The organism is Nitratireductor rhodophyticola (assembly GCF_019891355.1).
GTDB classification, from domain to species: Bacteria; Pseudomonadota; Alphaproteobacteria; order Rhizobiales; family Rhizobiaceae; genus Nitratireductor; species Nitratireductor rhodophyticola.
In genome coordinates, this window is sequence record NZ_JAHSSF010000003.1 from 742,989 (window position 1) to 765,510 (window position 22,522).

General features: G+C 61.9%; 23 protein-coding genes. 12 read left to right on the top strand and 11 right to left on the bottom strand.

The genetic code is table 11. From position 1 onward, the window contains the following. Window positions 1-50 precede the first annotated feature (50 nt). Window positions 51-206 carry a hypothetical protein gene (locus KUG85_RS14655; RefSeq protein ID WP_223005711.1) on the bottom strand — a complete coding sequence of 52 codons (156 nt, stop codon included), beginning with the start codon at window positions 204-206 and terminating at the stop codon, window positions 51-53. Window positions 207-275: 69 nt separating this feature from the next. On the opposite strand from KUG85_RS14655, the gene KUG85_RS14660 reads away from it, so the two are divergent. Both KUG85_RS14660 and KUG85_RS14665 read left to right on the top strand, forming a co-directional pair. Next, entirely contained in the window at window positions 276-2,240 is a 1,965-nt protein-coding gene (locus KUG85_RS14660) for an FG-GAP repeat domain-containing protein (RefSeq protein WP_255606438.1), read from the top strand. Next, a complete protein-coding gene (locus KUG85_RS14665) occupies window positions 2,234-3,052 on the top strand; it encodes a shikimate dehydrogenase family protein (protein ID WP_223005713.1) in 819 nt (272 codons plus the stop codon). The genes KUG85_RS14660 and KUG85_RS14665 overlap by 7 nt, the downstream gene beginning before the upstream one ends. A gap of 2 nt (window positions 3,053-3,054) precedes the next feature. Here the strand turns inward: KUG85_RS14665 and KUG85_RS14670 are convergent, their stop codons facing one another. The 8 genes from KUG85_RS14670 to KUG85_RS14705 form a co-directional block, all read right to left on the bottom strand. After that, window positions 3,055-3,879, bottom strand: a complete 825-nt coding sequence (locus tag KUG85_RS14670) for a shikimate dehydrogenase family protein (protein WP_223005714.1) — start codon at window positions 3,877-3,879, stop codon at window positions 3,055-3,057. Window positions 3,880-3,892: 13 nt separating this feature from the next. After that, a complete protein-coding gene (locus KUG85_RS14675; RefSeq protein WP_223005715.1) occupies window positions 3,893-4,729 on the bottom strand; it encodes a sugar phosphate isomerase/epimerase family protein in 837 nt (278 codons plus the stop codon). Between the two features lie 4 nt (window positions 4,730-4,733). Then, the gene (locus KUG85_RS14680; RefSeq protein WP_223005716.1) at window positions 4,734-5,630 is read right to left on the bottom strand and encodes an ABC transporter ATP-binding protein; all 897 of its coding nucleotides are present in this window, start codon (window positions 5,628-5,630) and stop codon (window positions 4,734-4,736) included. Then, entirely contained in the window at window positions 5,603-6,403 is an 801-nt protein-coding gene (locus KUG85_RS14685; RefSeq protein WP_171900089.1) for an ABC transporter permease, read from the bottom strand. Before KUG85_RS14685 ends, KUG85_RS14680 begins: the two co-directional genes overlap by 28 nt. Window positions 6,404-6,500: 97 nt before the next feature. Further along, on the bottom strand, window positions 6,501-7,502 hold the full coding sequence (locus KUG85_RS14690) for an ABC transporter substrate-binding protein (protein ID WP_223005717.1): 1,002 nt from the start codon (window positions 7,500-7,502) through the stop codon (window positions 6,501-6,503). Between the two features lie 50 nt (window positions 7,503-7,552). Continuing rightward, window positions 7,553-8,314 (bottom strand): ABC transporter permease, encoded by a 762-nt coding sequence (locus KUG85_RS14695; RefSeq protein ID WP_223005718.1) that lies wholly within the window; start codon window positions 8,312-8,314, stop codon window positions 7,553-7,555. Between the two features lie 8 nt (window positions 8,315-8,322). Then, window positions 8,323-9,159: an IclR family transcriptional regulator gene (locus tag KUG85_RS14700; RefSeq protein WP_223005719.1), complete on the bottom strand. Its 837-nt coding sequence runs from the start codon at window positions 9,157-9,159 to the stop codon at window positions 8,323-8,325. 345 nt (window positions 9,160-9,504) lie between these two features. After that, a complete protein-coding gene (locus KUG85_RS14705) occupies window positions 9,505-10,419 on the bottom strand; it encodes a LysR family transcriptional regulator (protein WP_223005720.1) in 915 nt (304 codons plus the stop codon). Window positions 10,420-10,551: 132 nt separating this feature from the next. Here KUG85_RS14705 and KUG85_RS14710 point away from each other — a divergent pair, with 132 nt between their 5' ends. The 4 genes from KUG85_RS14710 to KUG85_RS14725 are packed head-to-tail and all read left to right on the top strand — an operon-like array spanning window position 10,552 to window position 14,880. Then, window positions 10,552-11,835, top strand: coding sequence for a TRAP transporter large permease (locus KUG85_RS14710; RefSeq protein ID WP_223005721.1), 1,284 nt, complete (start codon window positions 10,552-10,554; stop codon window positions 11,833-11,835). Between the two features lie 31 nt (window positions 11,836-11,866). Continuing rightward, window positions 11,867-12,850 carry a TRAP transporter substrate-binding protein gene (locus KUG85_RS14715; RefSeq protein WP_223005722.1) on the top strand — a complete coding sequence of 328 codons (984 nt, stop codon included), beginning with the start codon at window positions 11,867-11,869 and terminating at the stop codon, window positions 12,848-12,850. 15 nt (window positions 12,851-12,865) lie between these two features. Continuing rightward, complete coding sequence (locus KUG85_RS14720) at window positions 12,866-13,399, top strand: TRAP transporter small permease (protein WP_255606415.1); 534 nt, start codon at window positions 12,866-12,868, stop codon at window positions 13,397-13,399. Window positions 13,400-13,428: 29 nt separating this feature from the next. Further along, on the top strand, window positions 13,429-14,880 hold the full coding sequence (locus tag KUG85_RS14725) for an N-acyl-D-amino-acid deacylase family protein (RefSeq protein WP_223005724.1): 1,452 nt from the start codon (window positions 13,429-13,431) through the stop codon (window positions 14,878-14,880). A gap of 182 nt (window positions 14,881-15,062) precedes the next feature. Here KUG85_RS14725 and KUG85_RS14730 read toward each other — a convergent pair whose 3' ends face one another. Next, window positions 15,063-16,076: a LacI family DNA-binding transcriptional regulator gene (locus KUG85_RS14730; protein ID WP_223005725.1), complete on the bottom strand. Its 1,014-nt coding sequence runs from the start codon at window positions 16,074-16,076 to the stop codon at window positions 15,063-15,065. Window positions 16,077-16,259: 183 nt separating this feature from the next. Here KUG85_RS14730 and KUG85_RS14735 point away from each other — a divergent pair, with 183 nt between their 5' ends. From KUG85_RS14735 to KUG85_RS14760, 6 genes are read left to right on the top strand one after another with little or no spacing between them, the layout of a single operon-like run. Beyond that, a complete protein-coding gene (locus KUG85_RS14735) occupies window positions 16,260-17,237 on the top strand; it encodes a tripartite tricarboxylate transporter substrate binding protein (protein WP_223005726.1) in 978 nt (325 codons plus the stop codon). Between the two features lies 1 nt (window position 17,238). Then, on the top strand, window positions 17,239-17,697 hold the full coding sequence (locus KUG85_RS14740) for a tripartite tricarboxylate transporter TctB family protein (RefSeq protein ID WP_223005727.1): 459 nt from the start codon (window positions 17,239-17,241) through the stop codon (window positions 17,695-17,697). Between the two features lie 24 nt (window positions 17,698-17,721). Next, on the top strand, window positions 17,722-19,248 hold the full coding sequence (locus KUG85_RS14745; protein ID WP_223005728.1) for a tripartite tricarboxylate transporter permease: 1,527 nt from the start codon (window positions 17,722-17,724) through the stop codon (window positions 19,246-19,248). Beyond that, window positions 19,245-20,048 carry an HpcH/HpaI aldolase family protein gene (locus KUG85_RS14750; RefSeq protein WP_223005729.1) on the top strand — a complete coding sequence of 268 codons (804 nt, stop codon included), beginning with the start codon at window positions 19,245-19,247 and terminating at the stop codon, window positions 20,046-20,048. Before KUG85_RS14745 ends, KUG85_RS14750 begins: the two co-directional genes overlap by 4 nt. 8 nt (window positions 20,049-20,056) lie before the next feature. Beyond that, window positions 20,057-21,052: a dihydroxyacetone kinase subunit DhaK gene (locus KUG85_RS14755; protein WP_223005730.1), complete on the top strand. Its 996-nt coding sequence runs from the start codon at window positions 20,057-20,059 to the stop codon at window positions 21,050-21,052. 1 nt (window position 21,053) lies between these two features. Continuing rightward, complete coding sequence (locus tag KUG85_RS14760) at window positions 21,054-21,647, top strand: dihydroxyacetone kinase subunit L (RefSeq protein WP_223005731.1); 594 nt, start codon at window positions 21,054-21,056, stop codon at window positions 21,645-21,647. Window positions 21,648-21,748: 101 nt separating this feature from the next. Here KUG85_RS14760 and KUG85_RS14765 read toward each other — a convergent pair whose 3' ends face one another. Then, window positions 21,749-22,516, bottom strand: a complete 768-nt coding sequence (locus tag KUG85_RS14765) for a sulfite exporter TauE/SafE family protein (protein WP_223005732.1) — start codon at window positions 22,514-22,516, stop codon at window positions 21,749-21,751. Between the last annotated feature and the right edge of the window lie 6 nt (window positions 22,517-22,522).

The following is a 22,522-nucleotide window of genomic DNA, read 5'->3' on the forward strand; positions in this document are numbered from 1 at the left end:
GAAGGCGGTAAAGGACGGGTCGAGGCGCGGCTCGCCCCACTGGCGCGCGGCTAGCAATATCTGCACATCGCCACTTTTGAATGCCAGTCTGGCAGTCGTGAGAGCCCATCGTCGTCGATGCGGCCGGCCAGCGTGACTGGCGCAGGCATCACCAGCACGCAGCCGGCAGTCGCGATCTTCGTTTCGTATCCATCAGCAGGTTTCATTTGCCGCGCACTATGATACGAAATGAAATTGGAATAGGATTCCAAAAACGGAGGAGAGGCATCTTGAGCGTGACTCGGTGGGAGGATGACGCGTCGGTCTGGACCGGCCCGTCCTATGTGGATCAGAGAATCGGCTATCACCCCGATGTCGGTTCGGCCCCGGTCGCAGGGCGCATCATCACCTGTGTCGATGTGGTTGACTGGGATGGCGACGGCGGTCGCGATCTGCTTCTGTCCAGCTGGGACACATGCTATGAGGGCCGCGTCTTTCTCTATCCACAGATCGGCACGAAACCGGACGGCACACCGTTGCTGGGCCGCGAACGGATTGTCGAGGGTGTCCGTGGGTACGTCACCGCCGTGCGCGATGGCGACCGCTTCCACCTCCTCTCCGTGTCGCGGATGCGCCGGCAGATTTACCTGTTCCCCAACATTGGCACCGCTCGCGAACCGCGCTTCGGCGATCCGGTGGCGCTCGACCTTGAGGCAGACTGGGTCAAGGGCAACGAATATTTCCATATGGCCCGCTTCCACGACATCGACGGCGACGGCGTTCCCGAGCTCGTTGTCGGCACCGATTCATGGGACGATTACTGGCCGAACGGCCTGGAATGGAACGATGTCGGCTATCGCGCCTATGATGCAGCGGGCCGGTGGCTTGGCGGGCCGTTGCGCGGTTTCCTCTATGCATTCAAGAACACGGGAACACTGAGCGCACCGGAGCTCGGCCGCGGAAGACCGGTTCTTGGGGGCGAAACCCCGCTGGAAGTCTATGGTCAATGCGCGCCGGCCTTTGGAGATTTTACCGGCGGCGGGCGCGACGCCGTGGTTTGCGGCGAGTTCTGGAACATCCTGCACTTCGCGCGCCAGACCGGGCCTTTCGCCTTCGAGCAGCCGAGGCTGGTTGGCGATGCCGCCGGCGCCCCCGTGCTTCTGGATCAGTGCATTCACCTGCCCTGCGCCGTCGACTGGGACGGCGACGGGCGGCTTGATATTCTGGTTGGCGCTGAGGACGGCTATGTGACGTTCCTCCGCAACACGGGCACCGGTCCCGATGGGCAGCCGGCTTTTGAGAAGATCGGACGCGTGGAAGGCGTTGAACCTTCGATACATGCCGGCGTCCTACCCTCGCCCGCCGCGCACGATTTTTCCGGCAATGGCCTGCCCGACCTCGTGGTCGGCAACAGCACGGGTGAGCTTCTGTTCTACGAGAACCTTGGCCCCCGGGAGGCCCCGGCGCTTGCACGGGAAGTCATGATCGAGGCGGGCGGAAAGCCGGTGCGCATTGCTGCCGGGCTAACGGGCTCCATTCAGGGGCCATCTGAAAAAATGTTTGGTTATTCCTGTCCTGCGATCGCCGACTGGGACGGCGACGGCCATCCCGACCTTCTCGTCAGCGACGTCAACGGCCACCACAATTTCTACCGTAATGACGGGGGAACGGTACCGCCCCGTTTTGAAGCGCCGCGCCCGCTGACATGGCAGGGCAGGCCGCTGAAGACGGTCTGGCGTGTGCGTCCTGCCGTGATCGACTGGCTGGGCAACGGCCAGCTCCATTATCTCGCGCTGGACGAGGACGGCATGTTGTCGGACTTCCGCCGTGCGTCAGACACCGAGCTTGCCGACAAGCGGCATCTGCGATGGGAAGACGGCTCAAAAATGCGTTTCACGCAGGATGTCGGTGGCGGTCGCGGACGGGTGAAACTCTGCGCCGTGGACTGGACCGGCGATGGCCGGATCGATCTCGTTATCGGTACGCATGCGCGCGCCTCTGTGCCGCCCGGCCCCACCGGCCAGCCGCGCAACACGACCGGCCAGGCCGGTATCTTCCTGCTCGAGAACATCGGCTCCAATACCGAACCGGTTTTCGCCTTCCCGAAAGCTTTCAGGTTTCGCGGTGAAACGATTCAGATGGCCATGCACGTCGCTTCGCCCGAAGCCGTCGACTGGGACGGAAGCGGCAAGCCTGGCCTGCTGGTCGGCGTTGAAGACGGCAGCCTGGTGTGGCTGAAGCGGGAGGACCTATCATGGTAACCCCGGCCATGACAGTCGATGGATCGACGAAGATCATGGGCGTCATCGGCGATCCCATTGCACAGGTGATGACACCGACGACGATCAACCCGATCTTCGCGGCCCGCAACGTCAACATCGTGTGCGTACCGCTGCACATAAGCGCTCATGAGCTCGACACGGCCTGGAAGGGGCTCAAGGCATTTGGAAACCTGATTGGCTTCGGCATCACCCTGCCGCACAAGCAGGCGGCAATGATGCTTTGCGACAGTCTTGAACCACTCGCCGAGCGGGTTGGGGCCGTCAATCTCGTGCGGCGGGAGGCCGACGGTTCCTTCAGAGGCTATCAGTTCGACGGCAAGGGCTTCGTTCGCGGTCTGAAAGGGCAGGGCCACACGCCCTCTGGAAGCCGCTGCCTCATGGTCGGCGCCGGCGGGGCCGCGATAGCGATAGCCTTCGCGCTCGCCGAGGAAGGGGCCGCATCGCTGATCATCGCCAACCGTACCCGTGCCAAAGCCGAGGAGTTGGCAGAGGCCGTGAATCGAAAAATAGGCCGCTCCTTCGCGCGAGCCGGGGAACCCCGGCCAAAGTCCGGGCAGATCGTCATCAACGCAACGTCGCTCGGTCTTTCAGCTAGCGATCCCCTGCCCTTCGATGCAAGCCTTATCGACGGGACAATGCTGATTGCGGAGGTGATCGCCAAGCCTGAAGTGACCCCCTTGCTGGAAGCTGCCCGAGCGCGCGGGGCGCAAATCCATTCAGGCATTCACATGATCCGCGGGCAGGTGGACCTCATTGCCGCCCACATGGCCGAGGCAGAGGCGAAGGTTTGACTTCAGAGCGGTGTACCGGCCTCTAGCCCGGCCGCGAAGCCGGCGATCAGTGCGATCTGGGCCTCAAGCATATCGCGGCCATCGCTTGTTGCCGCGCCACGCTGGCGGGCCAGCGTCAACAATTCCGTATCGCGCGCCAGCGCCGCGATATCGGCTACCAGCATTTCCGGCCCCAGATCATTGAGATCGACAGGGAAAGCCTCTGCGGATTTCAAACCGACCGGCGTTGCGTTGATCAGTACGTCGATGCCCGCCAGATCGCAAGAACCCCGCTGCGCGACCGGTGCGCCCATCACGCGGTTGACCATGTCGACGGTGAATTCAAGCGCGTCGTCATCAACATCGATCACCGCCAGCCGGCCGATCTGCTCGCCAGCGAGTGTGTGCGCGATGGCGCGCCCCGCGCCACCGGCGCCGACGAGCATAACCGACGCGCCGGCGAGACGGCCGCGATTAACGGCAAGTCCGCGCACGAAGCCCAGCCCGTCGAAAAGCGCGCCATGCATGGAGCCGTCGCCCCGGCGCTGGATGGAGTTCACCGCGCCGACAGCGGCGGCGGCGGGGGTCAGCTCGTCGCAAAGGCGCGCGGCCGCGATCTTGTGCGGCACCGTCACGCCAATGCCCGCGACATTGTCCATCGCCGCAAAAACGCGCCAGGCGGCCTCCAGGGTTTCGCCGGTCACATGGAACGGAACGGCATAGAGATCGATCCCCTTTGCCGCGAACATCGGATTGATGAGGGTGGGGGTTTGGACCTGAGCCACCGGGTCGCCGAACACCGCATAGATGCGCGAGGCGCCTCCCAGATTTGGAATACTGTCGCTCATGGTCTGGTCATCCTCAAGAAAAGATGCTCCGGCACCGCGCGAGAGCCGTGTCGAGGACAAGATCGGGGTCTTCTGCCCACCATCGATCCGAGAATATCTCTATCTCGACAGGGCCGGCATAGCCGGCAGTCTGCACCTGGCGCCACATTCCGGTCAGGTCGATGATACCATCCCCCATCATGCCGCGATCACGCAGGACATGCCGCGTCGGCACCAGCCAGTCGCTGACATGGAAGCCCAGTATCCTGCTGGCTACGCCGGCGCGGGCGAGTTCTGCCTCCAGGCGTTCGTCCCACCAAATGTGATAGGCGTCGGCCACGATGCCTATCCCTCCGCCCAGCCGCTCGCAGAGAGTGTTGGCGTGACTGAGGCTCAGGATCACCGCGCGGTCGCCAGCGACCATGGGATGCAGCGGCTCCAAAGCCAGCGTCATTCCGACCGCGCGCGCATGGTCGAGAAGCTCGCCGAGTGCGTCTTCGGTTTGTGCCCGCGCGCCGGAGAGATCGCGGCTGCCCTCCATGAGCCCACCGGAAAAAACCAGAACGTGGTCCGCTGCAAGTTCGGCAGCCATGTCCACCGCGCGCCGCGCGCGGTCGAGACATTCCGTTCGCGCCGCAGCTCCCGCACCCAGAAGCGGTCCCGCCCGATTGAAGCCGAATGTGGAAATGCCCGTGCGGGCCAGTATCCGGCGGGCTTCTTCAAGGCCGACCTTGTCGATCTCATCGCCCCACAGGGACGCGCGTGACAGACCACGAGCGGCGCATCCTTCAAGGAAGGGTTCAAGACCCCACCTCTCGCGAACGGTCGCTTCATTGAACACGAATTCAGGCAATTGCGACGTTTCAACCATGACTCTAGAATTTGTAGACGCCAAGTTTCTCGAATATCCGATAGATTCTTTCGGCATATTTCGAGAACTCGGGATACTCGCCCAGATGGGCCGGGCGCGGGCGCGGCAGGTCGATGACGATCTCCTCGACAATCGTGCCAGGGCTCTTCGACATCACCAGAACACGATCCGACAGGCCGACCGCCTCCTCGATGGAATGGGTGATGAACAGCACCGTCTTGCGCGTTTCAAGCCAGAGCATTTCCAGATCGTGCCGGATCTGCGTTCGTGTGATCGCGTCGAGCGCGCCAAATGGCTCGTCCATCAACAGCATTGAGGGATCGTGAACCAGAGCGCGCGCAATCGAAACGCGCTGGCGCATGCCGCCGGAGAGCTGCCACGGATAGCGGTTTTCCGCCCCCGAAAGGCCGAGCCGCTCGAAGAGAGCGTCGGCCCGCCCCCTGAGCGTGGCCTTGTCGAGACCCCGGATCTCCTGCTGCAGCATGACATTGTTGATGGCGGTGCGAAAATCCAGGAGCAGGTGATCCTGAAAGACGATGCCGATCTCCGAAATCGGGGCGGTGAGCGGCTTCCCGTCAATCTCCACCGAGCCGGCGCTCGGCGGCTCCAGTCCTGTCACCAGGAGCATGGTCGTGCTCTTGCCGCACCCTGACGGGCCGATGATGGAAACGAACTCTCCCGGCTTGATATCCAGATCGATGGGCCCCAGCGCGTGGAATGCCGTGTCTCCACTGCCGAAGACCTTTGTCAGCCCGCGCGCATTGATCGAGGCGCCCGCAGCGCCTGCGTTGCCGGCTGGATGCGCCAGACCGGAAGGAGTTCGGGTTTTCATGTCTGCCTTCGTCATGTCCGTCATTGGTGCCTTGTCCGGGTTCAGTGTCTGGACCACGGCATCAGCCATTGCCCGATGATGCTCATCGCGCCGTTGAAGATCAGTGCGACGATCGCCGCAGCCACAAGCCCGGAGAACATCAGTGTCATGTCCATGAACGCCGAGGCACGCACGATCATGAAGCCCAGCCCTTTGTTGGAGGCGATGAATTCGGCGATGATGACGCCCTCGACCGCCTTCACCACGCCGATCCTCATCCCCGAGAAAATATGCGGCATCGCGGCCGGCAGCCGGACCTTCCAGAAGGTCTGCCACGGGTTCGCTCCCATGGACCGCGAAATGTAGAAGAGCCTTCGATCAACCAGTCGGAAGCCCGACATGGAATCGACCAGAACCGGAAAGAAGCTCATCAGGAAAACGATCAGCGCGGCAACCAGCGGGCCTATGCCGAACCAGATGATCAGGATGGGTCCGATCACCGTCTTTGGCATGATGTTGAGAAACACGATTACCGGATAGAGCCCCCGCTCCAGGGCGCCGACCGAAACGATTGCCAGCGCCAGCGGGATGGCCACGAGCACGCCAAGGGCGAAGCCTTCCACGATTGTGAGGGAGGTCCAGAATGCGTGGCCGGCGATCAATGCCCTGTCCGTATAAAGCCGTGCCAGGAAATCCGATGGTTTGGGCGCAAGCCATATGGGCACTTCGAAGAAGCGAAGCGCGGCCTCCCACAATCCAAGCAGCAACAGCACCGCCACCGTCCCGATCAGGACGGAAGAAAAATACGAACCGCCGAATGCCGCCATGAGACGCGCACGCGTTCCCGTTTGTGCTGGCGTCATGGCAGAAGCTGTTTGCGACATGCCTACGAAACTTTCCGCGTGAGATTGATGTCCGGGCGCCCTGTGCGCCCGGACAGGATCCTGCGACCAACCAGCCTCAGGGGCAGGTCACCGACGTGCCCGGCAGATAGTCGAGCGTGTAGTAATCCGTCACGGGCTTGGTGCTGGGAAGGTTCATCGCCGACGTCATGACGCTGTACATCTTCTCCCAGGTTTCAGCGTCCGTCACGCCAATGGCGTCACCAGAGCCGCCGGGACAGACCGATGCAAAGCTGAACTTTGCCGACTGAAGGAGGTTCTCCTTCGAATGCGCCGTCTCCGGGAAAATCTCGAGCAGGGCATCGACTGCTGCTTCGGGCTCCTTCATCGCTTCCTGCCAGCCCAGAGCCGTCGCTTCGACAAAGCGCCTGTAGACATCCGGATTGGCCTGGAGCTTGTCCTCACGCGCCACCAGGGCGAGGCTCGCGATGGGAACGCCGTTGTTGTAGAAGTACATATTGCCGGCCTCGATGCCCTGAGCAGCCAGCGGCACGACGATGTTTTCCGGCGTCTGCGACACCGCATCGACCTGCTTGGATGTCAGAAGGCCGATAAAAGCGCTTTCCGCCGCCGAGACGATTTCCACCTGGGATTCTTCGATGCCGTTGGCACGCAGGAAAACCGGAATGAGCGGCAGCATGGCCGATCCCGGAGAGACCGCCAGCTTCTTGCCGATAAGATCCTTTGGTTCCCTGATACCGGAATCGGCCAGATACTGTATGCCGAACTGGCCGGATTTCCAGATGGTTGCGATGATCCTGATCGGCGCGCCCTGCGCAGCAACATTGAGCGTTGCGCCGGTGTCGGCGTAGCCGAGCTCCGTCTGTCCGGTCGCCACGAGCTGTGCGGCCACGGCCGATCCGCGCCCCTCGGTCAGGGTGACTTCGAGATCATGGTCCTTGTAGATGCCCCTGGCCTGGGCCACCGCGAATCCAAGATGCGCGGAATCGGCCGTCCAGTTCATTTGCATCTGGAGCTTGTCCTGCGCCAGCGCGGGAATGCTTCCTGCGAGCAATGCGAGCATTGCCCCCGCCGCCACATGCCTCAATTTGAACTGCATTCCTTCCTCCCTTTGTTTATCTTGATGCCTGTTCCTCGATTATGAACCGGTCAGCGCCGCCGCCAGGGCAGCAATGTCCTTTCGGCCAGTTCCATCCCCCAACTGAGCAAAACGCCGATCATCGAGCCGACCACGAGTACGGCGAAGATCAGCGACGTGTCGGAATCGTCCATCCCCCTGAGGACCAGATACCCGAGCCCGTTCTGCGAATTCATCCACTCGACGACGATCACCACCGTGACCGCGATAACGACAGTGATCTTGAACCCGGAAAAGATGCTGGGCGCGGCGGACGGCAGTTCGAAGAGCCGGAATGTCTGCCACCACGACGCACCGACCGAGCGGCTGAGATAATACTGCCGGGGATCGATGGACTTGAACCCGGTGACGCTGTCGACCAGAATCGGAAAGAAGGTGATCAGCGCGGTAAGCATTATCTTCGGGAAATCCGCGAACCCGAACCAGACCAGCATGAGCGGTGCGAGCGTGATCTTCGGCAGGCCCTGAATGAACACGACGAGCGGATAGAGCACTTGCTCCGCGAGCCGGAATTTCGCAATCAGATAACCGAGCACGACACCGGGAATCGCCCCCGCGACGAAGCCGTAGATAATCAGCCGTGTCGTCACCAGCGCGTGATAGCCGAGCCTCTGATAATCCTCGACAAGGCGCGACAGGAATTGCGACGGTGCCGGCAACACGTAAACCGGCACATGCAGCGCCCGAACCAGCACCTCCCAGATGAGCAGCAGGCCGGCGAACCAGAGGATCGGCTCCAGAGAACGCTGCAATATCGAACTGCGCTGCATCATCTTGTATCTCAAACTTCCGCTGGCGCATGCGGGCGCGTTGCTGCCACGGCAGGTTTATAGCCGCGCTGGCGGCTTCGCAGAGACCAGATTTCAGCAACTTCGGCGGCAGCCTTCTTCAGGGCGGTCGCCAGCTCATCGTAGCGATCGGGCGTGATCCGCACGAGGGGGCCGGCAACGCTTATCGTACCGGCGACAGGCGCTTCCGGCCCAACTCCGTTGAAGAAGGGCACCGCCACAGCGCCCGTTCCTGCCTCGGCCTCCTCGACGGAAGTTCCGTATCCGCGCTCGCGCGTTTCGACGAGCCGAGCACGGAACTCATCGACATTGGTCGCGCTGTTGGGGCCCAGAGGCCGCCGCGCGCCGAAGCCGCGGGCGCATACAATGCGCAACGCCTCGGATTCGGGAAGTGTGGAGAGCCAGGCCTTGCCGTTGGCCGTGGCATGCAGAACGATCTCCTGCCCCATCTCGGGATCGTAGCGAAGGCCCGTGACGGCACCCTGCGCGCGGGCGACCCAGACGAGATCCTCGCCCTCGACAATTGCCAGCCGGCAGTATTCACGTGTCTCGCGCGCCAGCTTGTCCAGAACGGACTGAACCACATCGGGCACCGCGCGGACATCGAGATTGCGAAAGGCGAGTGTGCTCATACGAAGCGAAAGCGCATAGCGCTGGGTTCCACTGTGCTGCAGCACCCACCCATGCGAGACGAGTGTCGTCAGCGTGCGGTGAACTGCACTTGCCGGCATGTCCAGCCGATTGGCGAGGTCCGTCAATTCGATCGGTTCACGCTCGCCCGCAAGGGCCTCCAGTATCGTTAGACAGCGGTCTACAGCGGCAACGGTCAATCATTCCTCCCCAGTCTAGAACAGTTTATACAACATTTGATTCCAAATTGGAATAGCATTCCAGTTTTGATGAGGCCTGTAGACAAGACAGCACCTTTCCGGGATGTCCGGTCGACCAGCTCGGTGCCGATCTGCCAGATAACCGCACCTGGTGGGAAGGTGGAAAGCAAGATGCCGGTCTGGGCCGGTCCATTCTGTCAACGCCACTGGTCTGGGGTTGAGGCTCGCAAGTCTGCTGGGACATGCGGCTTCTGAAAGCGGCTGTCAGCGAAGGCAATCTCGTCTCCGGTACCGGTCTCAAAATTTCCGAACCACCACCTTCGGGTGGAGCTAAGAGTCTCAACGCTAGAACTGCATCTTGCCTGCCTGCCAGTCGGCGAGCATTCCGCGCATTTCCTTGAGAAAGAGCTGGCTGGCGACCTTGCTTGCCGTCGCCCCCATGGAGATCGACTGGATATCGAGTGGCAGGTCTGGCTCCAGCGGCAGCGTCACCAGTCCGTCGAGACCGTGAAAGGCGGCGGTGAACTCGTCGACCACCGCAGAACGCTGCATTGCCAGCACGAGATGGGGTACGGAAACCAGCGTGTTGCCCGTTACTGTATTGTCGAAAGGCAACCCGCGCTCCAGAAGCGCCTCGTTCAGCACACGCCCAATGGGGCCGCGCGGGGTCAGCCCCAGCATCGGTACGGAACTCAGATCTTCCAGCCTGACACGGTCCAGCCGCGTCAGCGGGCCATCCTTCGGGCTAAGCACAACCAGACGGCCAAGCCCCAAAGGCTCTGCCAGTATGTCGTCAGCCTGAAACCTGCCAATGACGAGCCCGACATCGACCATGCCAGCGCGTATCGCCTGAACCTGCTGCTGTGCAGTGCCCACATCCACGGCCACGCGCAGGCCCGGCATCGCGTCCAGCACCCTGCGCAGCGCGGTGGGCACGAAATAGGGCGCGAAAAGTCCGACCGACATTACCAGAAGACGGGTGCCGACGCCCTTTCGCAGCGAGTCGATGCGTCGCTCCAGCCGGCTGATCCCGTCATAGAGAAAACGGCTCTCATTGTAGATGGCGTCCGCCTCGACAGTCGGGATCACGCGCCCCTTGTCGAGCACGAAAAGCGTCAGGCCGATGGCCGCTTCGAGGTCACGCAGATGGCGGCTGACTGTGGGTTGCGACAGGTTCATCTGCCGCGCCGCCGCCGTGATCGACTGCCGCTCGTAGACCGCGCAGAAAACCTGCAAACGCTGCAAAGTCAGTGGTTTCATGGCCGCGCGGCCTCTCCCTCTTTTCACTATTCCATAGAGATATACTATGGAATAGTGAAAACTTTTCTATTTTCTAACGCAAGCGCTTTCGCCAGATTTGTGTGAGCCATCGGGGAGGGGAACCCAAGAGCCATGCAGGCGCCGCTTATCATCGCATTCACCGTTTTCGGCCTTATGGCCGGCGCCGCCATTGCCTATGTCATTGGCGCTTCCGCGATTCTGACCTTCATTGCGGCCGACCGTCAGATGTATATGGCGGTGCTGCCCCAGCGGCTTTTCAGCCAGCTCGATGTGTTCGCCTTCCTCGCCATGCCGCTGTTCATCTTCGCGGGCGACCTGATGAACCGTGGTGGTCTGGCAACCGCGCTGATCGATTTCTGCATGTCCTTCCTCGGACGCCTCAAGGGTGGCCTGGGCCATGTCAACGTGATGACCTCGGTGTTCTTTGCCGGCGTATCGGGATCGGCTGTCTCCGACGCCGCCGCACTTGGCAATTCGCTGGTGCCCGAAATGCGTCGACGCGGTTATTCGCTCGACTATGCAGCGGCAATCACCGGCGCATCGTCGATCATCGGCCCGATCATCCCGCCCTCGTCCATCCTGATCTTCTATGGCGCACTGATGGAAACGAACGTCACCGCGCTCTTCGCCGCAGGCATTCTGCCCGGCCTGCTCCTGGCCGGCGTTCTGATGGCGATAAACGCCTATTATGCCCATCGCGACAACCATCCCGGCGGCCCGGGTGAAGACGTGCCTGCATTCTTCCCCTCGCTCCTGAGGGCTCTGCCCGCCATGACCCTGCCGGTGATCATTCTCGGCGGCACGCTGTTCGGCTTCATGACGCCGGCTGAAGCGGCTGCAGTGGCCGTGATTGCGGCTCTGGTGGTCGGTTTTACCCATGGCAATCTCACCTGGAGTCAGGTGAGTGCGAGCCTGCACCGCACGGCGGTGATGCTCGGCGGGCTGTTCATCATCCTGTGCGCGATCTCGACCTTTTCCTACATCGCCGCGCTTCTGCAATGGCCGCAGGCCATCAAGGCGACGGTGGAAGACTGGAACCTCAGCCCGCTGCAATATCTGATGCTGATCAACCTGATCTTTCTGGTGGCCGGCATGGCGATGGATGTGAAGGCCGCTGTGGCGCTGTTCGCACCGATCTTCGCGCCTGTGGCGATCGCCATGGGCGTCGACCCCGTGCATCTCGGCATCGTGATCTGTTTCAACATCACCACCGGCCTTCTTTCGCCGCCGCTGGGAGGGGTTCTGCTGATCCTCGCAACCACGGTGCGCATGAACTACTGGCGGCTGATACGCGCCACCCTGCCCTTCTTCTTTGCCGAAGTCGCGCTGCTGCTGGTGCTGACTTACTTCCCGGAGATTTCTCTGGCCATTCCACGCCTGTTGGGGCTCGCCTGACGGAAACCGAAACCAAACGGAGGAGAAAAAAATGAAATTCCTACCCAAAGCCCTCGCCATCTCGGCGCTTGCGCTCATGACCGCTGCCGCACAGGCGGCTGACATCAAGATCGCCATGAACGGCGCCGACGATACGGCGACCAACCCGGAAGCAGCCTTCGCCCACGGCTTCGCCGATGCGCTCAAGGGAACCGAATTCGAGGTCTCCATTTTCCCGTCCGGCACGCTGGGCTCGGAAAAAGAGCGTTTCGACCAGGTTGCCCAGGGCCTTCTGGAGGTCAATCTCGCCGCCCTTTCCACCGGTTTCGGCATGTCCCCGCTGATGAAGGGCGTCCAGCTCCCGTTCTTCTTCGAGAACCGCGAACAGATCGACGCCGTGCTTTCTGAAACGGACATGCTTGAGCAGATGAACGGTCCGCTTCTCGACAATGGCGTGCGTTTCGTGGACGTCAATTACATCGGCATGGACATCGGCATTCACAATTCCAAGAAGCCGATCGCCAAGGTCGAGGACATGTCCGACCTGCGCTTCCGCGCGCTCAACAGCGAGCAGATCGCACTGCAGGAAGCGCTGGGCGCAACTGGCACGATCGTCTCCTGGTCGGAAGTGGCAAACGCCATCCAGACCGGTGTTGCCGATGGCTATTTCAACCCGCCGAACTCGGCCATCCGCACCGGCCACACCGAGTTTCTGAAGCACTTCACGCCAGCCGACATCACGCCGTCCTCGCGCATCGTTCTGATCTCGGAAGACTGGTACGCCTCTCTGGGTGACGAGGAAAAAGGCCAAATCGACGCCGCCTTCGAAGCCGGCAAAAAAGCGAACCGGGACTGGGTCAACAACTGGGCCAGCGAAGTGCGCGCGAAGCATGAAGCCGCAGGCGTGACCATCACCGAGCTGGCCGAAGGCGAACGCGAAAAGATGGCCGAGCTGGCGCGTGCCACCTGGGCAACGTCTCTGCCCGACGACCAGTTGAGCATCTGGATTAAAGCCCGCGACTCCGTCGCAGACTAAGCAATGGTCGCCCCCATGAAACACATCGCCAGATCCGTCATCCACATCAGCAACGGGCTCAACCGTCTGGCCACAGTGATGGCCGGCGTGGCACTGGTGATCCTCGTGGGGGCCGTCATACTGCAGGTCCTGGCGCGCTACGTGTTCAACCAGCCGCCGGCCTATACCGAGGAACTGGCCCGATACGCAATGATCTGGGCCGGCCTCATGGGGGCCACGATATCGTTCAAGCGCCGGTTCGATCCGGCGCTCTTCACCGGCGAGGGTTCACGCAATGCCCTTCTCGGGTTCGCCGCCGCGCTGATGCGGTCGGCCGTGGTTCTGATCTACCTTCTGCCGATCCTCTGGTACGTTTTCTACGGTCCCAACATGAACCCGGCGCGCGGTTTCCTGCTGCGCCACAGCCGCACCATGGCCGACGCGCTGCCCTTCAGCACCTTCTGGGTCGCCGTGGCCGTGCCGATCATGATCGTCTTCATTCTCGTTCATCTCGCCGCCCGCTGGTGCGGCGATGACGGCGTGCCGCCTGCGGACAGCGACGCCACCTGACCCTCGACGCAACAATACAGGAGCCTCCCATGCACGCTGATCTCATCATCCGCGGCGCAGACATCATCGACGGTACAGGAGCCCCCCGTCGCAGGGGTGATGTGGCCGTCTCCGACGACCGCATTGTCGCCACCGGCGACCTGAAACACTGGACCGCCGGACGCGAGATCGAAGCAAAGGGCCGCGCCGTCGCGCCCGGCTTCATCGACCCGCATGTGCACCATGATGCCGCGATGCTCACCCAGCCCGACATGGAGTTCATGACGTCGCAGGGCGTCACCTCCGTTATCAACGGCAATTGCGGTTTCTCCATCGCACCACTGGTGCCGAAGGGCGAGATCCCGGCCCCTCTGCGCATGATCATTGAAGATGAAGCGCTGCGGTTTGAAACTTACGCCGCCTATCGCGACCGGCTTCTGGCGGAACCGGCAGCAGTCAATGCAGCCTGTCTGATCGGACATTCCACGCTTCGCGTGAACGAACTGCCCGACCTGAACAAAGCCGCCGATGCAGCACAGCTGAAAGAAATGTGCCGCAAGCTCGACCGTGCGCTGGGCGAAGGCGCAATCGGCCTTTCCACCGGACCTTTCTACCCGCCCGCCCGAGCCTCCACAACCGAAGAGCTGATCGAGGTGGCAAAGATCACGCAGGCCCATGGCAAGCTCTATGTCACCCATATGCGTGACGAGGGCGACCGCGTGGTTCAGGGGCTTGAAGAGACCTTCACCGTGGGGCGTGAATCCTGCTGCGGTGTGCATGTCTCCCATCACAAATGCGCAGGGCTTGCCAACCACGGCATGTCGGTCACCACGCTGAAGATGATCGACGATGCGATGCAGAAGCAGGATGTGGGCCTCGACACCACACCGTGGATTGCGTCGTCGACCATCCTCGATTCCGGCAGGCACAGGCAGGCGACCCGCGTGATCGTTGCTGAAAGCATTCCCTACCCGCAAATGGCGGGCCGCGATCTGTCCGACATCGCCGAGGAATGGGGCACCGACATCGACACCGCGCTCCAGAAGCTTCTGCCTGCGACCGGCATTTTCTTCATCATGAGCGAAGACGATGTTCAGCGCATCCTGTCCTACGAACACACGATCATCTGTTCGGACGGCATCCCGAGCGGCAAGCATCCCCACCCGCGCGTCTGGGGCACCTTCCCGCGCGTGCTTGGTCACTATGCCCGCGACCTGTCGCTGTTCTCGCTGGAAGAAGCCGTGCGCCGCATGACCTCCATGCCTGCCGATCGCTTCGGACTTGGCGGTCGCGGGCGGATCGCCGTCGGCGGCTTTGCTGACCTCGTCATCTTCGATCCCGACACCATCGCCGAAGGCGCAACCTTCGAGACGCCGATCCGCCCGGCCGTGGGCATCGACCGGGTCTTCGTCAACGGGCGTGAGGTCTGGGTCGATGGCGAAAAAACTGGCGCACGCCCCGGTCGCCCGCTCGAACAAACCGCCCCGTGCATGGTGGTCTGACGACAACCGTATCAAGCGCCACGGCACCGGAACGGCAACTTGCCTCAGTGTCGGATCCCCGGGGAAGGAATTCAGATATTTGTGGGAGTGTTTTGGCAGAAGCTGCTGGCCGTAAAGACAGCATAGCAGCATTGGCCGGTTGCTGATTGAAGGCGGCCATACCCTGCTCTTCTTTGTCGCAATCAGGTTCGCGGGGCTACGCGCAGGCTCTCTCGCAAAACCAGCTTCGGCTCGAACGTGGTTAGGCCGGCCTCCTCGCGGTCGACCGCAGCCTGCATCGCGCGTTCTATGATGTGCTCAATGTCGGTGCGGATCGTGGTCAGCGGCGGAACCGCAAACTGCACCTCGTTCATGTCATCGCAACCGATTACCGAGACGTCTTCACCCGGACGCCGGCCCATCTTGTGGCAGGCAGAGATGACCCCGAGCGCGATCAGATCGCTGAAGCAGAGCAGGGCGATGTCGTCGGCCCCGTCCTCCGACAGAATGCGGGTTGCTGCCTCGAAGCCGAAAGCGCGCGAGGTGGGGCCATGAAGGATGCGTACGGGTTCGAGCCCAGCGCGACGAAACGCGGACACTGCGCCTGCCTCGCGCAGTCGGGAAGCGCTTGTTTCCTGTCCGCCACCGATCCAGTACATACGCCGATGCCCCGCATCCATCGCCGCACGGGCCGACAATTGCCCGGCATGAAACTCGTCGCTCACCACCTGGGGGGCGGCAAAGCCCTCGATTGAACGGAAGAATAGCACCGTTGGCAGGAGCGGCTGGCCGTTTCTCACAAGAATCTCGTCCAGATCGGAGCGCGTGGTCCCATAGGCGGGGCAGAGAAGCAGAGCCTCACAGCCGATCTGCAATGCCTGGCGCAAAAAATCGGCCTGCCGCTCGCGCGATTCACGCGTGATGCCCAGAAGAAGCCTTCTGCCGCGGCGATGAATCTCACGTTCCGCGGAAATCAGCATGTCGTTGAAAATCGGGTTCGAAAGCTCTCCGAGACAGACAGCGATCGTATTGTTGCGCGACATGCGCAGATCGGCTGCGCCCTGGTTGTATATATAACCAAGGTTGTCTGCTGCCGCCCGCACCCGGTCGAGCGTCTCCTTGGGAAAGCGCTTGTCGCCTCGCAGCGCAAGCGAGACGCTTGAGACGGAGAGCCCCGTCGCCGTCGCGATGTCTTTTAGCGTTACGCGTGCCATCATCCGAGTGTCTTTGTTGTTTGTTCCCCTGCCTGTCAGCTTGTTGCCCGATCCGGGGCGCACGTCAATCGTTTATCCAGCTAGGTCAATCGTTTTAATAAAACGATTGACCTAGCTTCAATCCCTATGTCATGCTTCCGTTTGAAGGAGAGGGTTTAGGCCCGCAAATCTTGGGAGAGAGAAATCATGAAAAGGACAATTGTGTCTGCGGTCGCGCTTGCTGCGACGGCATGGGCTTCTGCGGCTTACGCGGCCTGCGACTGGAAGCCGGAGCGGCCGGTAAGCGTTATCGTCCCGTGGGGAGCGGGCGGTACCACGGACACCAACACGCGTCAGCTCGCAACGATGCTTCAGCAGAAGTTTGACGTTCCTTTCAATGTCGTCAACCGCACCGGCGGCAACGGCGTGGTGGGGCATTCGGCCATCTCCCGCGCCAGACCGGACGGCTATACGATCGGGGCCGCCACGGTCGAGATCAACACGATGCACTGGTTTGGTCTCACCAACCTGACCTATAAGGACATCACGCCCATCGCGCTCATCAACCAGCCTTCGGCCAGCGTGCTTGTTTCCAAGGACAGCCCGTTCGGCTCGCTCAAGGAACTGCTGGATCACGCACGCGAAAACCCCGGTGAGTTGACGGCATCGGGAACGGCGCTCGGCGGCATCTGGCATCTGGCGCTTGCCGGCATGCTCAATGCCGAAGGGCTCGAAGCCGAGACCATCCGCTGGGTCCCCTCCGAAGGGTCGGCGAGCGCGTTGCAGGAGCTTCTTGCCGGTGGTGTCGACATGGTCACGCCCTCGCTTCTGGAAGGAAAGACGCTTATCGATGCCGGTGAGATCAAGGCGCTTGCCTATATGAGCGACAAGCCGAGCGAGGCGTATCCCGATGTGCCGCTCACTGCCAGGGAACTGCCGAGCGGCTGGACCCTGTCGGCCTACACGACCATCTCGGCGCCGGCCAACATGCCGGAAGACATTGTATGCAGCTATGAGGCAGCGCTCAAAGAGATCGTGGAAACGAAGGAATGGGCTGAGTTTCGCAGCAGCCTCGGCGCACCGGTTGTCTGGGGCGGCAGCAAGGAACTGCTCGACCTCATGACCCAGTATGACGAGGGCCTCGGCAACACCGTCAAGGCAATCGGGATGGCCAAGGGTCAGTAACATGCAGTTCACCCGCGATGCGGTGACAGGCTTTGTCCTGATCGCCGCCGGCGCGGCCATGTTTGCAGGCGCGTGGGGGTTTGATCCCCCCGCGGGCACTGCATTCGGAGCCGGCTTCTTTCCAAAGATCGTTTCTTCCGGAATGGCTCTATCCGGCCTGCTCATACTGCTCGGGCGTGAAAGGCACAGCCTCACGGAGGTGATGCGGATCGACGCCCGGGGCGTTGCCCGCGTGGCGTTGCTCGTCGCCATGATCGTTCTTTACGCTCTGGCGCTGGACCCGGTCGGATTTCACATTTCCACCGTCGCTCTGCTTTTCGCCGCGACCCTGTTTTTCGGCGGTTCGCTGCCTTCAGCACTTTTGCTTTCGGTGCTGGCGACGGCCGTGTTCCACTTCATTTTCTATTCGATCATGAAGGTCGCGCTGCCCTGGGGCCTTCTCCTGCCAGTCGCCTGGTAAGGCGAAAGGGAGGGAGTTTGATCCATGGACTTTGCAGCAATCCTTTCCCAGCTCGCAGACCCGGCACTTTTGCTGACGATCGTGCTTTGCACGCTTTACGGTGCTCTGGTTGGCGCGCTGCCTGGTCTCTCGGCAACCATGGCGGTGGCGCTGCTTGTGCCGTTCACCTTCTTCATGGACCCTGTGCCGGCCATCGCCGCAATCGTAGCGACCACATCGACGGGGATTTTCGCCGGCGACATAAGCGGCGCATTGCTGCGCATTCCCGGAACGCCAGCCTCTGCGGCCTATGTCGCCGACAGCTCCACCATCGCCCATTCGGGCAGGCCGCGAACCGTTCTTTTTGTCTCGCTGTTTTCTGGCGCGGCCGGCGGGGTGATCGGCGTCATCGCTCTCAGCCTCGCCGCGCCGATGCTGGCTGGTTTCGCGACCAATTTCTCAAGCTACGAGATGTTCTGGCTCGCAGCCCTGGGCCTGAGCTGCGCCGTTTTCGTATCGGACGCGCCGCCGGCGAAAACCTTCGCCAGTCTCTTCATTGGTCTGGCGATCGCATGCGTCGGCATCGATGTCGCGGTCGGCATGCCGCGCTACACATTCGGCCTCTACGATCTTTATGACGGCGTCAATTTCATCTCCGCAATGATCGGCTTTTTCGCGCTGACAGAGCTGTTCCGCGCGGCGCTTGAGCCCAAAGCCCCACGCGCGGATGCGAAATCGCCAAAGATGGAGCCTCTCCGGCAGGCCATCGGCGATGCGTTGAAAGTGGTGCGCCAGCGCTGGGTCAGCGTGATCCGGTCCGGGCCGCTGGGCGTTTTCATCGGCGTTTTGCCGGGCGCGGGTTCCGATGTCGCGGCGTGGATCGCCTATGCGGTCTCGCGCCGCTTCTCCAAAACGCCGGAGAAATACGGCAAGGGGCATTATGAGGGGATCGTCGATGGCGGTGCTTCCAACAATGCCGCCGTCAGCGGCGCATGGACGCCGGCGCTCATCTTCGGCATTCCGGGCGACAGCGTAACGGCCATCGCCATCGGCGTTCTGATGATGAAGGGGCTGAACCCCGGACCCGACATATTCGAGCGCAGTGGCGATCTCGTCTACACGCTTTTCGGTGCGTTCCTGCTGGCAAACATTGCGATGGTTTTCACTGGTGCTTTGGCCATCCTGCTCGCCAGCCAACTCATGCGCATGTCAAAAAGCCTGCTCATGCCGCTAATTCTAGGCCTGTCCCTGATCGGCGGTTTCGCGGTGATGAACTCCGCTTTCTCGATTTGGATCATCATCACGCTCGGCATCGTCGGCTTTGCCATGACGCTGGGCGGCATCCCCCTTGCGCCGGCAATTCTCGGCGTCGTGCTGGGCAAGGTGCTGGAGCGGAACTTCATGACCTCGATGATTAAATCCCAGGGCGAGTTTCTGCCCTTCTTCTCGCGCGATATCTCGCTGGTTCTCGGCGTCGCGGCGATCCTGATCTGGGGCCTGTGCCTCTACCGTGCAATCCGGGCGATCATCCGACCGGAAAAAACTCCGCGAACCATGGAAAACGACGCATGACCAACCTTCTGAAGCAACGCCTCATGGCCGGCGAAACCATCGCCGCCACCTGGATTAATACCGGATCATCGGAAGCCTGCGACATCGTCGTCAATGCGGGTTGGGATGTCGTGGTCATCGACTGCGAACATGGCGCCGCGCCGCTGGAAGACGGTCTCAGCCTGATCCGTGTCGTGCAGGCGGCGGGCGGTCAGGCCGTGCTGCGTGTGCCGGATTCCTCCGACACCACGCTGAAGCGTGCGCTGGATCGCGGTGCACAGTCGATCATCGTGCCGATGGTCAATTCCGTCGCGCAGGCCAAGGCCATTGCCCGGTCCTGCCTTTATCCGCCGAGAGGTGCGCGCGGTTATGCAGCTCCCATCGTGCGCGGTTCGCTTTACGGGCGCAAGGCCGATTATGCGCAGAAGGCTCATGAAGATCTGCTGGTAATGGTGCAATGCGAGCATGTTGATGCTGTGGCGCATCTGAAGGACATCGCCGCCGTTGACGGGATCGACATGGCGTTTGTGGGCCCCAACGATCTGTCGGGCTCCATTGGCCTTCTGGAGCAGCTTGAACACCCCGAACTGAAGAAGCTGAAGCAGCAGATTGAACAGACCGCGCGTGAAGTCAATCTGCGTCTTGGCACGATCACCGGTGGCGGCCGCAGCTATGCCGAACTGCGCGAAGCCGGTTACCAGTTCATTGTCGGGCCGAGCGATGTGGGCCTTCTGTTCGGTGCCGCGCGCCAGGCTCACCAGGAAATGCTGGCCGAACTTTCGCCGGGTGCCAAAGCCGTTTCTCCCAGCCTGACCTATTGAGGAATGTCATGAAGAAGATCCTGAACGATCCACAGAACTATGTCGATGAAATGCTCGACGGGCTCGTCGCGGCGCATCCTGAAATCTATGCGAAACCGGCGCATCGGATCATCGTGCGCTCCGGTGAAAAGACCAAAGGCAAGGTCGGTATCGTGACCGGAGGCGGCTCCGGACATCTGCCGGTCTTTACCGGTTATGTCGGTAAGGGTCTGCTGGATGGCTGTGCCATCGGCAACGTCTTCGCCAGCCCGTCAGCGGACCAGATGGCGGAAACCATCCGCGCGGTCGATGCCGGGGCAGGGGTTCTCTGTCTCTACGGCAATTACGGCGGCGATGTCATGAATTTCGACATGGCGGCGGAGATGGTGTCCTTCGAGGATGACATCCGCACGGTCTCCCACGCGGTCAGCGACGATGTCGCCTCCGCGCCGCGCGGCGAGATGGAGAAGCGCAGGGGCGTTGCCGGCATGATCTATGCCTTCAAGATCGCCGGCGCAGCCGCCGAACGCATGGCAGATCTCGACGAGGTTGCGCGGCTTGCCAGAAAGGCTTCCGACAACGTCGTGTCGATGGGTATGGCGATGACGCCCTGCATCATCCCGCAGCTTGGAAAGCCGAGCTCCGTCATCGGCGATGACGAGATGGAGATGGGCATGGGCATCCACGGAGAGCCCGGCACCTGGCGCGGTCCGATCAAGCCCGCAGACGAAATCCTTGATGAGATGTTCGACACTTTGCAGGCAGACCGTCCGCTCGGCAAGGGTGACCGCGTCTCCGTGCTGGTCAATTCTCTGGGCGCGACGCCCCATGAGGAACTGTACATTCTCTACCGCCGCCTCGCCGGGCGTCTCTCGGAGATCGGTGTGGATGTCGTCATGCCCCTGGTCGGACGCTATGCGACCTCCATGGAGATGACGGGCGCCTCATTGAGCATTCTCAGGCTCGACGAAGAGCTTGAAGACCTGCTTGCGGCACCCGCCAACTGTGCTTTCTGGAGAGTCTGAAATGGAGATCACCTCCAATGAGCTGAAGGCGGCAGTCGCCCGCATTGCCGAGCATGCGCGCGAGAATCGCGAGTTTCTGTGCCAGGCCGATGCGCAACTGGGCGACGGAGATCTTGGAATCACCGTTGCCGAGGGCTTTTCGGCCTGCGCAAAGCTCGACCTGAGCGATGACGTTGGCCGGGCCTTCTTTGAGATGGCCAAAACCTTCCAGCAGGCGTCTTCATCTTCATTCGGTACGCTGGTGGCCACCGGGTTGATGGCGGCAGCGAAGGCCCTGAAGGACAGAACGGAGTTCAGGCCTGATGAAATTGCCGGGCTCCTGGCGCAGGCGCGTGATGCCATGCTGGCCCGGGGTAAGTCATCTCTGGGCGAGAAAACCGTTCTGGACGGGCTGGACGCCCAGGTTCGCGCCCTTGAGGCCGAACGGTCCGGCGTCTTGATCGAAGCCGCTGTGACGGCCGCCACGGATACAGTCGAGAAGTTCAAGCAAAAGCCCAACCAGGCTGGACGCGCGCGCATCTTTGCCGAGAAATCCGTAGGCCTTCCTGATCCAGGACAACTGGCGCTCGTGGTGATTACGGAGGGGCTTCGCTGAGGTGGCACCGCATACCTGCATCCATTCCTGCCGTATTTCGGATCAGGCCTAAAGGTGTGCGGTTTCGCGCTTTCGGTATTTAAGCGCGGGAAGTTACGGCTCTACACCATCCCCGCAAGGCCTCGGCGGATGAGATCGAGCGCGAGCAGCGTGAGGCCGATCCTGAACCAGCGCCGGAACGTCTCTTCCGGGAGTTTTTCAAGAAGCCTGCTGCCGTAAATGGTTCCCAGATAGCCCGAAGCGATCATCAGCGCGATGAAGGGAAGCCAGCGCCAGAAGGCGAAGCCGGCAAGCGCGAATGCGATCACCTTGAGGGCGTGCTGCACCGTCATGCCGGCGGCATGGGTGGCGATGAGCGCCTTGCGGTCGTCGGGAATGAGCTGCGCGAAGAAGGCCGAGAGCAGCGGTCCGGTGGCGCCGACAAACATGGTTGCAAGCGCGAGAACCGCGCTGCCGGCTGCAAGGCCTGCATGGCTGAGCCGCGCCGCGCCGGGAATTTTCGTCCAGGTGACGGCGATGACGAAGACGCCCAGAACGAGTTTCAACAGCGCGTCGGGAAGCTGCACCACGACATAGGCACCCACGGCAGCGCCGATCAGGCTGCCGAGAATGAACGGCGTGGCGATGGAAAAGCGGATGTGCGGGCGCTGATGCCAGGCGCGACCGGTGTTGGAGCCGAGCTGGACGGCGCCATGGACCGGGATGAGGGCTGCGACCGGAATAAAAAGGCCGAGCAGCGCCAGCATGGCCACCCCGCCACCCACGCCGAAGGCAGCGGTCAGTGCCGAGGTGAAAAAGCTGGCGATGACGAGAAGAAGCGCCGGGATCGCGCCCAGCGTTTCCGGCAGGAGCGTCTCGAAGCCGCCCAAGGACCC